General features: G+C 73.0%; 13 protein-coding genes. 6 read left to right on the forward strand and 7 right to left on the reverse strand.

The genetic code is table 11. The features are described 5' to 3' along the window. Positions 1-26: 26 nt before the first annotated feature. The 4 genes from ACWDZ4_RS18035 to ACWDZ4_RS18050 form a co-directional block, all read right to left on the reverse strand. Positions 27-1,076, reverse strand: a complete 1,050-nt coding sequence (locus tag ACWDZ4_RS18035; RefSeq protein WP_451509370.1) for a lactonase family protein — start codon at positions 1,074-1,076, stop codon at positions 27-29. Positions 1,077-1,176: 100 nt separating this feature from the next. Next, on the reverse strand, positions 1,177-2,697 hold the full coding sequence (locus tag ACWDZ4_RS18040; protein WP_451509371.1) for an FUSC family protein: 1,521 nt from the start codon (positions 2,695-2,697) through the stop codon (positions 1,177-1,179). A gap of 262 nt (positions 2,698-2,959) precedes the next feature. Then, positions 2,960-3,808, reverse strand: coding sequence for a rhamnogalacturonan acetylesterase (locus tag ACWDZ4_RS18045; RefSeq protein ID WP_451509372.1), 849 nt, complete (start codon positions 3,806-3,808; stop codon positions 2,960-2,962). 79 nt (positions 3,809-3,887) lie between these two features. After that, positions 3,888-5,237, reverse strand: a complete 1,350-nt coding sequence (locus ACWDZ4_RS18050) for an ABC transporter substrate-binding protein (protein WP_451509373.1) — start codon at positions 5,235-5,237, stop codon at positions 3,888-3,890. Positions 5,238-5,476: 239 nt separating this feature from the next. On the opposite strand from ACWDZ4_RS18050, the gene ACWDZ4_RS18055 reads away from it, so the two are divergent. The 5 genes from ACWDZ4_RS18055 (at position 5,477) to ACWDZ4_RS18075 (ending at position 9,405) form a co-directional block, all read left to right on the forward strand. Then, positions 5,477-5,959, forward strand: coding sequence for an Lrp/AsnC family transcriptional regulator (locus ACWDZ4_RS18055; protein WP_451509374.1), 483 nt, complete (start codon positions 5,477-5,479; stop codon positions 5,957-5,959). A 24-nt stretch (positions 5,960-5,983) separates the two neighbouring features. Continuing rightward, positions 5,984-6,697, forward strand: coding sequence for an HAD family hydrolase (locus ACWDZ4_RS18060; protein WP_451509375.1), 714 nt, complete (start codon positions 5,984-5,986; stop codon positions 6,695-6,697). Between the two features lie 135 nt (positions 6,698-6,832). Then, on the forward strand, positions 6,833-7,228 hold the full coding sequence (locus ACWDZ4_RS18065; protein WP_451509376.1) for a carboxyl transferase domain-containing protein: 396 nt from the start codon (positions 6,833-6,835) through the stop codon (positions 7,226-7,228). Positions 7,229-7,406: 178 nt separating this feature from the next. After that, a complete protein-coding gene (locus ACWDZ4_RS18070; RefSeq protein ID WP_451509377.1) occupies positions 7,407-8,318 on the forward strand; it encodes a D-alanyl-D-alanine carboxypeptidase family protein in 912 nt (303 codons plus the stop codon). A gap of 133 nt (positions 8,319-8,451) precedes the next feature. Next, positions 8,452-9,405, forward strand: a complete 954-nt coding sequence (locus ACWDZ4_RS18075; protein WP_451509378.1) for an NAD(P)/FAD-dependent oxidoreductase — start codon at positions 8,452-8,454, stop codon at positions 9,403-9,405. 53 nt (positions 9,406-9,458) lie between these two features. Here ACWDZ4_RS18075 and ACWDZ4_RS18080 read toward each other — a convergent pair whose 3' ends face one another. Next, positions 9,459-10,643: a zinc-dependent alcohol dehydrogenase gene (locus tag ACWDZ4_RS18080; RefSeq protein WP_451509379.1), complete on the reverse strand. Its 1,185-nt coding sequence runs from the start codon at positions 10,641-10,643 to the stop codon at positions 9,459-9,461. Positions 10,644-10,793: 150 nt separating this feature from the next. Between ACWDZ4_RS18080 and ACWDZ4_RS18085 the strand changes: the two genes are divergently transcribed. Beyond that, entirely contained in the window at positions 10,794-11,081 is a 288-nt protein-coding gene (locus ACWDZ4_RS18085; protein ID WP_451509380.1) for a WhiB family transcriptional regulator, read from the forward strand. Between the two features lie 90 nt (positions 11,082-11,171). On the opposite strand, the gene ACWDZ4_RS18090 is transcribed toward ACWDZ4_RS18085, so the two are convergent. Beyond that, positions 11,172-13,985: a SpoIIE family protein phosphatase gene (locus ACWDZ4_RS18090; protein ID WP_451509381.1), complete on the reverse strand. Its 2,814-nt coding sequence runs from the start codon at positions 13,983-13,985 to the stop codon at positions 11,172-11,174. Between the two features lie 130 nt (positions 13,986-14,115). Further along, positions 14,116-14,784, reverse strand: coding sequence for a PAS domain-containing protein (locus tag ACWDZ4_RS18095; protein ID WP_451509382.1), 669 nt, complete (start codon positions 14,782-14,784; stop codon positions 14,116-14,118). Positions 14,785-14,896 lie beyond the last annotated feature (112 nt).

Raw genomic sequence — 14,896 nt, forward strand, 5'->3', positions numbered from 1 at the left:
TCAGCCGCGTGTGTCAGCCGCGTGTGTCAGCCGAAGACGACGCAGGAGGCCGCGGGCGCCTCGATGGAGCCCGCCCTGCGCGGGATGCCCGTCTCCTGGTCGATGTCGAACCAGGTGACGTCCCCCGACCGCTCGTTGGCGGCGTAGAGCCTGCTCCCCGAGGGGTCCAGGGCAAGGTCGCGCGGCCAGTGGCCGCCGCACTCCACCGTCGTCACGAACTCCGCCTCCGCCCCCGACGCGTCGAGCGCGAGCACGGCGATGCTGTCGTGCCCGCGGTTGGCCACCCACAGGAAGCGCCCGTCGTGGGCGACGACGACCTCGGAGGGGTACGTCACCACGTCCGTGCCCGGCTCCACGACAGGGGTCTCGCCGAGCGGTACGAGCACTCCGGACTCGGCGTCCCAGCGGCAGACGGTGACGGCCGGCTCCAGCTCGCCCAGGACGTACGCATGGCCGCCGTCGGGGTGGAAGGCAAGGTGACGGGGTCCGGTGCCCGGCCGCAGCGCGGTCTCGGTGTGCACGCGCAGCGTCCCGGGGGGCGCGGTGAGTTCGCAGATCCGTACGGAGTCGGTGCCGAGGTCGACGCTGAGCACCCACCGTCCCGTGGGGTCGGGCAGCACCTGGTGGGCGTGCGGCCCGCCCTGGCGGTCCTGGCGCGGACCGCTGCCGCGGTGGTGCAGTACGCCGGTGGCCTCCTCCGGTGCGCCGTCCGCGCCGACGGGGAGCACCGTGACGCTGCCCGAGCCGTAGTTGGCGGTCACCAGGTGCCCGTCGGCGAGCGCGAGGTGGGTGGGGGCGGCGCCGCCCACGGCCACCGGCCCGCCGACCGGGAGCGGGGCGCCGTCGCCGGTCACGTCGAAGGCCGCGGCCGCCCCGTCCTCGGTCTCGCTCACGGCGTACAGGACCGTGCCGTCGGGAGCGAGTGCGAGGAACGACGGGTCGGCGACGGCGTCGGTGGCCCCCAGCACGGTCAGTGCGCCCGTCTCCCGGTCCACGGCGGCGGCGACGATCCCGCGCCCCCCTGCCGAGGTGAACGACCCTATGAACGCCCGCCCGGCCTCGTTGCTGCTGCTCACCGTGGAGCCCCTTTCCGCCAGTTGACCGCGCACAGCCGCGAGAGCCGTGACAGCTTTGATCACATCCTGCCGGGCAGACGCTAGCAGCCGGTCCGGGCGCCTAGGACGGGACGAGCGGTGCGCGCGGTGAGGTGCGCAGGGGCGTGGCGAGGTCGGCGAGCGCCCTCTCCAGTCCGTGCAGGTGGTGCAGCGCGGCCTCGGCGCCGGGGTGGTGGGCGACGGGGGTCCGGGCCCCGGGCGCCGGCGCGGTGGCCGGCCGGCCGCCGGGCGGCACCAGGGCCTCGACGGCGGCCTCCACGCGCCAGCAGGCCGCTGCCAGGCGGGCGTCGTGCGACGCCTGCGGGTCGGCCGCGACCGAGGCGAGCCCGCGCACCTCACGGGCGCAGTCGTCCAGCAGGGCCAGGATCCGGCGGGCGCGGGCCTTGCGGCCGCGCAGCGGGTTCAGGGGGTGGACGAGCGGGGCCAGGGAGAGCCGCACCCTGCCGAGCACCACCTCCAGCTCGGCGGCGAGCGGAGCCGGGTCGGCGTCGGGGTCGCCGGCCAGGCGGCGCGCGGCGGCGGTGGTGCAGCCGTGCACGCTGTGCACGGCGCGTTCGATCCAGGCGTTGGTCGCGGCGTGCGTCGTGACGGGCAGTACGAAGGCCACGGCCAGCACCGCGCCCGCGGCGCCGACGCCGGTCTCCGCGAGACGCAGCGCGAGCAGGCCCGGCTCCAGCACCCCCAGCAGTCCGTACAGCAGGGCCACCATCAGTGTCACCGCGGTCATCATCCAGCTGTACGAGACCGGGGCGGTGTAGAAGATCCCGAAGACGCACACCGCCACGAGCGCGGCCGTGGGGGCCACCGCTCCGTGCAGCGGCAGGGCGAGGAGGAGGCCGGCGGCGATGCCGACGACCGTACCGAGGACGCGCCGGAAGCCGCGGATCAGGGTTTCGCCCCGCGAGGAGGTGTTCACGAAGATCCACCAGGCGGCGCCGACGGCCCAGTACCAGCGTCCCTCGGACAGGACCTGGCCCACCACGAGGGCGAACCCGCCCGCGACGACGACCTGGACCGCCTGGCGGGTGGTGATCCGGGCGAGGCCCGATCCGGCCGGCAGGGCCGGGGCGGCGACGGGCGGCGGCAGCCGCCGCTCGTAGCACCACAGGCCGAAACGGACGCCCGAGGAGGTGAGCAGCGCGAGGGCGACGGCGGAGTACAGGCCGGGCAGCTGTCCGGGCACCGTGTGCAGGAACTGCGCCACGAAGAAGGTCATGAAGGCGAAGACGCCCAGGGAGTGGCCCCGCGGTCCCCAGCGCCGGGCGTACACCCCGAGGCCGGCGACGGCCAGGAACGCCACGTCGCGCAGGAGCGGTACGTCGTGCAGCCCTGCCGCGAGAGCGAGCACCGGGAAGCCGGCGGCGGGCAGCAGGGCGGTGGTGACGGCCTGGCCCCGGACCGTCGCGTCGGTGACCGTGAAGAGGGCGAGGAGCGCGGCGAGTCCGCCGGTGATGACCGCGGTGAGGGTGTGACCGGTGAGGCCGCACACGGCGACCGCCAGACCGATACCGAGGACGGACCGGGTGGCGCTGCGCAGCCGCAGCCACCCAGGGTCCGGCGCCACGAACATCCTCTTCAACACTGCTTTCCGCCCCGCCTTCGCCCGACATGAAAAAGGCGCCACGGAGTCCGCGGCGCCATCGACCTCTCCATCAGAACATCTGCGACCCCAGTGGCTCAAGTGATTCGCGAACCACTGCGCCATTGGCTCAGCAAAGTCCGTCGATCACGGCCACGATGCGGGCCAACGGACCACGGCGCCGGAAGTGGACTCGGGGACGGGCGGCCCGGCGGGCTCGGCGGGAGGCGGGCCGGCCGGCCCGGCGGGAGGCCAGTCGGCCGGTTCAGCCGGTTCCGCCGACGCTCGGCCAGGTGATCCATTCGGGCGGGATCGTCTCGTCCAGCCGCCGGACGTGGCGGGGGGTGAGCACGTCGCGGCCGAGCAGCCCCGCGGCCACCAGTCGCGCCACCTCGATCGCGCCCGCAGGCCGGAAATGGGTGTTGTCCTGCTTGCCCCCGGGGTAGTGGGGCGACTCGCCGGGACCGAGCCAGAGGAAGAGGTCCTTGGTGCGCTCGGGCCCGAGCACCTGCCACCGGGCGAGGCTCGCCGCCTGCGTGTCGACGAGCGCCACGCCCTCGGCGGCCGCGAGCGCGCGCATCGCTGCCGGGTACTCGCCGTGGGTGGGCAGGGCGCTGCCCCCGGCATCGAACCTGCGGCGCTCCACGGAGGTGAGGAGCACCGGCCGCGCCCCGCGGTCGCGCGCCTCCTTCACGTACCGCTTCAGGTAGTCCTGGTAGGTGGTCCAGGGGTCGGTGTGCCGGTCGTCGTCCTTCGCGTCGTTGTGGCCGAACTGGACGAGGAGCCAGTCACCGGGGCGCAGTGCCCCGGACAGCGCGTCGAGACGCCCCTCCTCCACGAAGCTGCGCGAGCTGCGCCCGTTCACCGCGTGGTTGGCGACGTCGAGATGCGGTGTGAGGAAGACCGGCAGGGCCGTGCCCCAGCCGGTCTCGGGGGCCGCGTCCGCCGTCTTCTGTGCGGCCGTCGAGTCGCCGGCGATGTGGATCGTACGGCGGCGGGTGTGCCTGCCGTCTCCGCCGCCGGAACGGGTGAGGGCGCCCGCGGGTTCCGAGAGGGCCAGGGCCAGGGGCAGCGCGGCGACCGCCGCCGCCAGGCGTCTGCGGGACATCTGCATGTCGGGGTGCCTTTCCGGGACTGTGTTCGCAACTCTCGGGCCGGTGCGGCCTCTCCGGACGCTGCCGCTACCGCTGCTGTTACTGCTGTTGCTTTTGCTGCTGCTTCCACTCCGCCTGGGACTCGTTGAGCAGGTCGGCCAGCGTGTCCGCGAACTGCTGGGCGGTGACCTCGCCGAGCAGCAGTTCCTGGAAGTCCAGTTCGGTGCCGGCCCTGCTGATGTGGCTCCAGTCCGGCAGGTGGTACGGAAGCTGGACGACCTTCGTCCGCGGGTCGTTCAGCGACCGCATGGCCGCCTTGACGGGCTCGACGCCGTTGATCCAGGCGTCGCCCATGGCGTCCTTGTTCGCGGGGATGGAGCCGGCCTCCTGGTTCCAGAGGCTGTTCATCTCGTGCGACGCGGCGAATTCGATGAACTTCCAGGCGGCCGCCTTGTTCTTGCCGCTCCTGAAGAGACCGAGACCGTCGACGGGGCTGGAGACGACGGTGCGCGGGCCGCCGTCGGTGGCCGGGGGCAGCGGGGACCCGTCGATCCGGTCCTTGCCGAACGCCTCCACATGGTCGGTGTACGACCCGAGGTTGTGCTGGAGCATGCCGATCTCGCCCTGGCCGAACTGGGCGACCATCCCGGCGAAGTCGTTGTTCAGGTCGGCCGACGGCGTCACCTTCTCGTAGAGGGCGACGTACTTCTCCAGCGCCCTGACGTTCTCCGGGTGGTCGACGGTGGTCCTGTCGCCGTTCCAGAAGGTGTCGATGCCCGACTGCGCGTACATCATGTCGAGCGCCTGGGCCACCGATCCGGCGCCGCCGCGCAGGGTGAAGCCGAACTCGTTCCGGTCGGTGTTCGTGAGCCGCTCGGCGGCGCTGTAGAACTGGTCCCACGTGCCGGGCACCTCCAGGCCCGCCGCCCGGAACAGGTCGGTGCGGCACCAGAGGACGCCCTGGTTCCCGGAGGTCGGCACGGAGTACAGCTCCTCGCCCCTGCCCCCGGCCGACACGACGCTCTCGACCATGTTCTCCGAGAGCCTGCCCCGGAGGCCGCTGTCCTCGATCCGCCGGGTGACCGGGTCGAGCGCGTCCCGCGCCACCATGCCGGCGAGGTAGGACGTGCCGACACCGCCGACGTCGGGCAGGCCGCCGCCCGCGATGGCCGTGTCGTACTTCGACTGCACATCCGTGATGGGGACCGGGACGTACGTGACGTCGATGTCCGGGTTCTCCTTCTCGAACGCGTCGATGATCTTCTGCCACACGGCCGTGCGGGCGCCGCCGTTGTTGTCCCAGAAGGTGATCGCGCCTTTGCCGGAACCCTCTTTCCCGCCGGTGTAGCCGCTGCCGTCGTCAGCGCAGGCCGTCGCCGCCACGGCGAGCGCCATCGCGGTCAGCGACGCCACGGCCGCCCTCCCCACCCTGTTGGGCTTCCTCTGCATGGGCGCTCTTCCGTATCTCACGTATCGCGTCTCGTATATGACGTACGAAGTACGACGCGATGAAACTAGGGCCGCGCCTGTGTTTCGTCAATGCTTCACGCACGACAATTCCCGTGTGTTTTCAGCGAGTTGGGGGCGCGGAGGGCCAGAGGGAACAGTGGCTCAGCGCACTTCGGCCGTATTGGGCCGTTGGTACAGTCGAGAGACGGACATCCGCACCAGAAGGAGGCCGACGGACCATGGCCGTGGACGAGCTCGACACCCGCATCCTGCGCCTGCTCATCGAGCAGCCGCGCACCAGCGTGCGCGAGTACGCCCGCCTCCTCGGCATCGCCCGCGGGACGCTCCAGGCCCGGCTCGACCGGCTGGAGCGCGACGGCGTGATCACCGGTACGGGCCCGGCCCTGTCCCCCGCCGCGCTCGGCCACCCGGTGCTCGCCTTCGTGCACGTCGAGGTCACCCAGGGACACCTGGACGAGGTCGGCGACGCGCTGGCGGCCGTACCCGAGATCATCGAGGCGTTCTCCATCACCGGCGGCGGCGACCTGCTGACGCGGGTGGCGGCGCGCGACAACGGGCACCTGGAGGACGTCATCCAGCGGCTGATCCAGATTCCCGGCGTGGTGCGGACCCGGACCGAGGTGGCGCTGCGCGAGCGGGTGCCGCACCGGCTGCTTCCGCTGGTCGAGTCGGTGGGCAGGGCGGCCGCGAAGCAGCGGTGACCGGCGGCTTGGCATGCTGGAGCCATGAGCACCCCGCCCCGCACCCCGGTCATCTTCGATCTCGACGGCACCCTCGTGGACAGCGAGCCGAACTACCACCGGGCGGGCCGGCAGTTGCTCGCCCGGTACGGCGTCGCGGACTTCACCTGGGAGGAGCACACCCGCTTCATCGGCATCGGCACCCGCGAGACGCTGGCGGCCCTGCGGGAGCAGTACGGGATCACGGCGCCGCTCGACGAGATGCTCGCCGGGAAGAACCGGCTCTATCTGGAGCTGGCGGCCGCCGCCACCGAGGTGTTCCCCGAGATGCGGAAGTTCGTGGAGCGGCTGCACGCCGAGGGGACCCCGATGATCGTGGCCTCGGGTTCCTCCCGCGCCGCCATCGAGGCGGTGCTCGCGGGCACCGGCCTGGACGCCCTGATCACCGCGGTCGTCTCCGCCGAGGAGGTCCCGCACGGCAAGCCCGCGCCCGACGTCTTCCTGGAGGCCGCCCGCAGGCTCGGCGCCGCCCCCGCCGACTGCGTGGTCCTGGAGGACGCCCCGGCGGGAGCGGCGGCGGCGCACGCCGCGGGCATGCGCTGCGTCGCCGTTCCCTCTGTGCGCGAGGCGGCGGACGATCCGGCGTTCGCCACGGCCGGGCTGCTCTTCCCCGGCGGCCAGGGCGAGTTCACCGCGCGGGCCGGGTACGACTGGCTCGCACAGACGCCGTCGCCCGCTCCGTCGGCGCCGTCTTCCTGATCTCCCCGGTGGCGGCCGTCCGGAAGGCATCTCCCCGGTGGCGGCCGTCCGGAAGGCGCCGGCCGGCTCGATCTCCGGGATCGCGTACGCCGCCGCCACCCCGGTCAGGCGCCCCACCAGCGGCTCCCGCGGCACGTGGTTCCGGAGAACCGGCGGCGCGCGTACGACGTGCGGACCGCCGCCGAAGGGCGCGCGGACACCGGCCCGGCGCTGGAGCCGCGCCGCGGTTTCGGCGCCGGGACCGTCACCGCGCTCGTACGGCGCGTACGGGTCGGGGGCCGCCCGGCGGGGCTGATCGCCGACGACCCGGAGCGTCCGGGCGGCGCGATCGACCGGGACGCCGCCGACAGGGCCGCCCGCATCCTCCAAGCCGTGCGACGCCTTCGCCCGCCCGTCGTCTCGCCGTGCGACTCCCCCGGCTCCGTGGTCGGGCCCGAGTCCGAACGGACGGTGGCCGTCGGGCACTTCTCGCGGCCCTTCGTCACCGGCGCCCATCCGGGCGTGCCTGTGGTGTGCCTGTGGTGTGCCTGATCCGGCGCGAGGCGTACGGGCTCGGCGCGATGGGGACGGCGGGCGGCGCCCGTTCGCCGGCGCCTGGTGAGAGGAGGGTCACCGGCCCTTCGCACACCCCAGCGTTCCCGCGCGGCGGACTTGATGCGAGCATGCCGTTCGACAGTATTCGCACAGTGAGGGAAACGGAGCACCATACGTGAAATCAGGGGGCATATCGGTCCGCCGGTGGGGGACGGCACTGGTCGCGTCGGCGGCGGCGTTCGCGGTGATCACACCTACCACCGCGCAGGCGGCCACTGGTCCTTCCGTCACCGCGAAGGGCGCGTTCCTGCTCGACAGCAAGCCGAACAAGACGCTGTGGAGCAAGTCCGCCGACACCAAGCGGCAGATGGCCAGCACGACGAAGGTCATGACCGCTGTCGTGGTGCTGGAGACCCAGGGCGTCGACCTCAACAAGAAGATCACCGTCAAGCAGAGCTACCGCGACTACGTCGCGCGCAACGGCGCCAGCACGGCCGATCTGCGCACCGGCGACAAGTTGTCGGTTCGTCAGCTGCTGTACGGGCTGATGCTGCCGTCGGGCTGCGACGCCGCGTACGCCCTCGCCGACACGTTCGGCACGGGCAGCACCCAGGCGGCCCGCACGAAGTCGTTCATCTCCAAGATGAACAAGAAGGCTTCCGACCTGGGGATGCGCAACACCGCGTACGACTCCTTCGACGGCATCTCGCAGGCCGGGAACAACCTGACCACGCCCCGGGACTCGGCCAAGCTGGCCCGGCGCGCCATCGGGAACTCGACCTTCGGGGCGGTCGTGAAGGCGACCAGCACGAAGCAGACGGCCACCAACGGCCGGGTCTACACCTGGTACAACACGAACCAGCTGCTCGGTTCGTACAGCGGCGCCATCGGCATCAAGACCGGTACGGGTTCCGTCGCGGGCCCCTGCCTGGTGTTCGCCGCCAAGCGGGGCGACCGCACGGTCGTGGGGGTCGTCCTGAACGACGCCAACCGCTACACGGACGCCAAGAAGATGCTGGACTGGGCGTTCAACACGAGCACGACGATGAAGCTGCGCACGCTCCCGGCGGGAGCCGAGCAGGACTAGTCACACTTCGCACGCGGTGAGAGCGCCCCGGCCGGATCGTTTCCGGCCGGGGCGTTTCTGCCGTACCGGCAAGGATGTCTCCCGTAAGGCGGGGCCCGGGCGCAGTATCTCCGGTGAAAGGGGGGTACTGCCTATGACTTTTGACGTTGTGGTCGTCGGTGGCGGTGCCGCGGGGCTCAGCGGGGCCCTGACCCTGGCCCGGGCGCGCCGCTCGGTGCTGGTGATCGACTCGGGCCGGCCGCGCAACGCGCCGGCGGCCCACGCCCACGGCTACCTGACGCGCGACGGCGTGGCCCCCGCCCAGCTGCTGGCCGAGGGGCGGGCGGAGGTGGCCGGTTACGGCGGGGAGACCGTCACGGGCAACGTCGTGGCGGCGGAGCGCCTGGACGACGGGGACTTCCGCGTGGTCCTCGAGGACGGGCCGGCGGTCACGGCACGCCGGCTGCTGGTGACCACCGGGCTGGCCGACGAGCTCCCCGACGTGCCCGGTGCGGCCGAACACTGGGGGCGCGAGGTGCTGCACTGCCCGTACTGCCACGGCTGGGAGGTGCGCGACGAGCCGATCGGCGTCCTGGCCACGGGGCCGCTCCCGGTGCACCAGGCACTGATGTGGCGGCAGTGGAGCAAGGGCGTGACGCTCTTCCTGCACACCGCGCCCGAGCCGGACGACGAGGAGTACGAGCAGCTCGCCGCCCGCGAGATCGCCGTGGTGGACGGCCGGGTGGCGGGCCTGGAGGTGACGGACGGCCGGCTCACGGGGGTGATCCCGGACGGCGGCGAGGCGGTCCCCTGCCGGGCCGTCGTGGTCGCTCCGCGCTTCACCGCACGGGCCGGCTTCCTCACCACGCTGGGCCTGGAGACGGCCGAGCAGGAGCGGGACGGACACGTCATCGGCAGTTACGCCGCCGCCGACGCGACCGGGGCGACGGCAGTGCCGGGGGTGTGGGTGGCCGGCAACGTCGCCGACCCGACCGAGCAGGTCGTCGGCGCCGCCGGCGCGGGCGTACGCGCCGGCGTGGCGCTCAACGCGGACCTGATCGCCGAGGAGACGCACCGGGCGGTCGCCGCCCGTCGCCGGGCCGGGTGACGCCGTTCTCCACCGGATCCGCCCGCCGTCCACTACGGTGTCCCCGGCCTCGGTCAAGGCTTGAGCAGGGTCTTGATCATGCCGTCCTGCTTCGTCTGGAACGTCTTGTACGCCTGGGGTCCGTCCTCCAGCGGCATGGTGTGGGTGGCGAACCCCTCGACCCCCAGCGGGTCCTCGTCGCCGAGGAGCGGCAGGATGTCGCCCACCCAGCGGTGCACGTTGGCCTGGCCCATCCGCAGCTGGATCTGCTTGTCGAAGAGCGTCAGCATCGGCATCGGGTCCGCCATGCCGCCGTACACGCCGGACAGGGAGATCGTCCCGCCCCGGCGCACCACGTCGATCGCGGTGTACAGGGCGTGCAGCCGGTCGACTCCGGCGTGTTCCATCACCCGTTGCGCGACCGGGTCGGGCAGCAGACCGGCCATCCACTGCGCGGCCTTGGCGACGGGCGCGCCGTGGGCCTCCATGCCGACGGCGTCGATCACGGAGTCCGTGCCCCGGCCGTCGGTCAGATCGCGGACGGCGTCGGGGAGGTTCTTCCCGTGACTGCGCAGGTCGAGCGTCCTGACGCCTCGGGCGCCCGCGCGGCTCAGCCGCTCCGGTACCAGGTCGACGCCGATCACCAGGCTCGCGCCCCGGTGGAGGGCGATGCGGGCCGCCATCTCGCCGATCGGCCCCAGGCCGAGGACGGTCACGGTGCCGCCGGGCGGAATCGCCGCGTACTCGACGGCCTGCCACGCGGTGGGCAGCACGTCGGAGAGGTAGACGAACCGTTCGTCGGACGGCCCCTCGGGCACCTTGATCGGCAGACTGTCACCGAACGGAACCCGCAGGAACTCGGCCTGTCCGCCCGGAACCTGGCCGTAGAGCTTGGTGTATCCGAAAAGCGCCCCGCCGGTGCCGCGCTCCCGTACCTGGGTGGTCTCGCACTGCGAGTGCAGTCCCTGTTCGCACATGAAGCAGTGCTGGCAGGAGACGTTGAACGGGATCACGACCCGGTCGCCCGGCGCGAGCGCGGTGACGCCGGCGCCCACTTCCTCGACGATGCCCATGGGCTCGTGCCCGAGGATGTCCCCCGGGTCCAGATAGGGGGACAGCACCTCGTACAGGTGGAGGTCGGAACCGCAGATGCCGGACGAGGTGACGCGTACGATCACGTCGGTCGGCTCTTTCAGCTCCGGGTCGGGCACCGTGTCCACCCGTACGTCCCGCTTTCCGTGCCAGGTCAGTGCGCGCATGGTCTCTCTCCTCGTCTCCTCGTCACCGGGTCTCTCCGATGCTCCGGGTCCCCCCTCCGGCCGCCGTCATGCCTGGTCGCCCGCACCACCGGCCCCGGCCGGGCGGGCGCACCTGGTTTGGTCCGGGGCGGGACGGGCACCCGGCGGCGCATGGATGGGCTGCCACTGGACCAGAGGTGGTTACGCAGGGCTGCCTGCGCGGACACCGACCCCGAACTCTTCTTCCCCGTGGGCGTCAAAGGCCCCGCACTCGACGAGCAGGCCGCGGCCAAGGAGGTGTGCGGACGCTGCCCGGTGACCCGGCAGTGCCTCGCCTACGCGCTGCGGTCCGGACAGCGCAGCGGGGTGTGGGGCGGGATGGGTGAGGAGGAACGCTCCCCCCTGCACCGGAAACGGGCCGGGGCGCGGGCCGGCCGGGGCGGGCTCCCCCGGCACTGAAGCCGGGAGGGAGGCCGCCGGCTCGGGAACCGGCTCCGGCACGGCGTTCACGGGCAGGCGCGGGCGACTCGCGGGGGCGTGCTCCGGCGCTCACCCGCTCACCGCCGGTTCACCCGCGCCCGTCGGCTGCCCGGAGCCCGTCGTCTGCTCGGACCAGATGACCTTGCCGTTGTCGGTGTAGCGGGTGCCCCAGCGTTCGGCGAACTGGGCGACGAGGAACAGGCCCCGGCCGCCCTCGTCGGTCGTCGCCGCGTGGCGCAGGTGCGGAGCGGTACTGCTGGTGTCGGAGACTTCGCAGATCAGGGTGCGGTCGTACAGCAGACGCACCCGGATCGGGGCGGCGCCGTAGCGGATGGCGTTGGTGACCAGTTCGCTGAGGATCAGTTCCGTGGTGAATGCCTCCTCCTCCAGTCCCCAGTCGGCGAGCCGGCGGGCGACTCCCTTGCGGACCTCGGCGACGGCGGAAGGGGCCGGCGCCACGTCCCAGTCGGCGACCCGGTCCGGGTCGAGGAGGCGCGTACCGGCCACGAGGAGGGCGACATCGTCGCTCGGAGGGGTGGGCAGCATCGTTTCGAGCACGTCGGCGCAGACCTCCTCCGGGCTGCGCCCGGGGCGGCTCAGGCTGGTGCGCAGCAGCTCCAGCCGGGTGTCGGCGTCCCGTTTCCCCGCCCCGAGGAGGCCGTCCGTGTAGAGCACCAGCCGACTGCCTTCCGGCACGCGCAGTCCGGCCGCCTCGAACCGCAGGCTGCCCAGACCCAGGGGGAGGCCGACGGGAATCCCGGGGAACTCCACGGTGCCGTCGGGCAGGACCAGCGCGGGCCCCGGGTGGCCCGCTCCGGCGACGGAGCAGTTTCCGGTGACCGGGTCGTAGATCGCGTACAGGCAGGTGGCACCGGTGACCTCCTCGCCCTCGGGCCCGGCGCGCTCCTCCTGGTCCATCCGGGCGACCAGTTCGTCGACGCGGGCGAGGAGCTCGTCGGCCGGCAGGTCCAGCGTGGAGAAGTTCTGGACCGCCGTGCGCAGCCGCCCCATCGTGGCGGCCGCGTGCAGACCGTGTCCGACGACACTACCGACGACCAGGGCGACACGGGCACCGGACAGCGGGATGACGTCGAACCAGTCCCCGCCCACCCCGGCCTGCGCCGGCAGGTAGCGGAAGGCGACGTCGAGGGCGTCCTGCTCGGGCACACCGCTGGGCAGCAGGCTGCGCTGGAGCGCCACCGCCGTCTCGTGCTCGCGGGTGTAGCGGCGGGCGTTGTCGACGCAGACGGCGGCCCGGGCCACCAGTTCCTCGGCGAAGATCACGTCCTCCTCGTCGAAGGGGTCCGGGTTCTGCGAGCGCCAGAAATTGGCCACGCCCAGGACGACGCCGCGCGCGTGCAGCGGAACCGAGAGCAGTGAGTGGACTCCGTACGCGAGGAGTTGCTCGATGCGCTCGGGATCGCGCCGGCGCAAGGTCTGCGACGTCGCCACATCGGTTACCAGGATCGCGCGGCCATTGCGCATGCCCGCGGTGGCCGGCGGGCTGTCGGGGGCGAGGCCGGTCACGCTGCCGATCGGGCGGAAGGGGGGGTACGGGCTCAGGCCGGCGACGGCCGTGCGGAGCATCCTCGTGACCGTTCCGGGTCCGGTTGCCGGCTCCTCTCCGCGCAGCACGGGTTCGGCCAGGTCGACCGTGGCGGTATCGGCGAACCGCGGGATCGCCACCTCGGTCAGCTCTTCCGTGGTCCGGGGGACGTCGAGGGTGGTGCCGATGCGCGTGCCGGCCTCGTACAGCAGGAGCAGGCGCTTCCGTACGCCTTCGGCCTTTCCGGCGAGAGCTCTCAGATCGGTGGTGTCCCGCAGGGTGGCGACGGTTCCGGGGGGCCCGCCGCGTTCGCCGGTGTGCCGCAGGCTGACGGCCAGCAGGCGGTCACCGGCCCTGCAGACCTCGTCCGTGGCGCCCCGGCCGCAGGTCAGCAGTCCGGCGACGACAGGGTCCAGGCACACATCGGTCACGGCGCGGCCCTCGGCGTCCGGAGGCAGCCGGAGCAGGCGGCGCGCCTCGTCGTTGGCCAGCAGCAGCCGCCCGTCGCCGCCGATGATGAGGACCCCTTCCCGGACGGCGTGCAGCACCGCGTCGTGGTGCTCGTACAACCGGGCCAGCTCGGCCGGATCCAGGCCGCGGGTCTGCCGCAGCAGGCGCCGGCTGACCAGCACCGCCCCGGCGGAGGCCAGTACCAGCGCCACGGCGGCGGAACCGAGGAGGACCGGCAGCTGGCGGCCCCCCACGCCCTGCACCCGGTCGACCGTGATCCCGACCGCCACCGATCCGGCGGCCGAACCGTCTTCCCGGCGGACGGCGGACGCCGAGATCACGGAGGACCCCTCGGCCGTCTCCGTGGTCCGCGTGACGGGCTCGGCCGGAGGTTCTCCGGGGCCCTCCACGTGTTCTCCGATGAGGGAGGGGTCCGGATGGGTGTAGCGGATGCCGTCCGGCGAGTACACGACGACGAGGTCGACGCGCGCTCCCTTCCTGGCCTCCTCGGCCCACGGCTGGAGAACGGTGGTGGGATCCCGGCTGTCCAGCGCGGGCAGGACCGCCGGGGAGTGGGCGAACGTCTCGGCGACGGCGAGCGTGCGCAGGCGGGCCTCCTCCATGCTGTCGCGCCGCACCTGGAGCACCTGGGACACCACTGCCGCGGCGATGAGCACCACGACGAAGACCAGCAGGAGCAGGAACACCTGCCCGGCCACACTGCGTACGCCGAAGAGGGACCGGAAGCGCGGGCCCGGCGGCCGGGACGGCGTGTCCCGGCCGGGCGGTGCGGAATCCCCATGGCTGTGGCGCCGTCCACCACCGCGCCGGTACGGTCGGCGGCCGGCCCCGCGGAGCCGTGCCCCGATCCGATTGAATCCGCCCATAAGGCCATTCTTGCCGCATTGTCGCGCTCCGGCGACGGCGGCCGGACGGGGTGAGCCGCCTTCGCGCGCGAAGGCGACCGGGGTCGGTGCGTACGACCGGTGCGTACGACCGGTGCGTACGACCGGTGGCTCAGGCGGGGGCCGGCGGCCAGCTGTCCGGGGACAGCACGCCCAGTACGTACGCCCTGGCGACCAGCGCGGTGCGGCCCTGCACCCTCCAGCGGCGGGCCAGCCGGGTGAGGTGGTAGTTGACGCCGTCCACCGTCAGCCCCAGCGCCGCGCCGATCGACGCCGTGGTGGCGCCCCCGGCGGCCAGCGCCAGGATCCGGGCCTCCACGGGGCTCGCCCGGCCCCTGGGTGGGGGCGGCGGGCCGGTGTCGCGAATCCGCAGCAGCGCCAGCAGCGCGGGCGGCCGCAGCGAGGGGTCCCCGACCGGATCGACGGTCAGTTCCCCTTCCCGCTCGGCTCCGTCGGGCCCTGCGTCCCAGCGCACCTCCAACGGGTAGCGCGACCGGTGCCCCAGCCGCAGCGCTTCGGTCAGCCGTTCGACCTGAGCCCCGTCCCGGGGCCTGAACAGGTCCAGCAGGTTGCGGCCGCGCAACCGCCCGGGAACCGTGCCCCATTGCGCGGCCATGGCCGGATTGGCGATCAGCACCTCGCCGTAGGCGTGGCACACCGCGACGGGGAGGGGGATCCGGTCCAGCAGGATCAGGAAGTGGTTGCGCCAGGGGCCGGCCGTTTCGACTGCCCCGGCCGTTCCCGGCGGCCCCGCCGGGCCGCCCGCCATCCCGTTGTCCATTGCTCCTTCTCCCGTTTCTTCCTCTGCTTCTTCCGCGGTCCGCACGCAAGATCCCGCAGCGACAAACCACTGCACAATCATGTAGTCGCCCGGTCATGAGGCGTGCACCGGC

The organism is Streptomyces sp. NPDC003016, assembly GCF_053591455.1.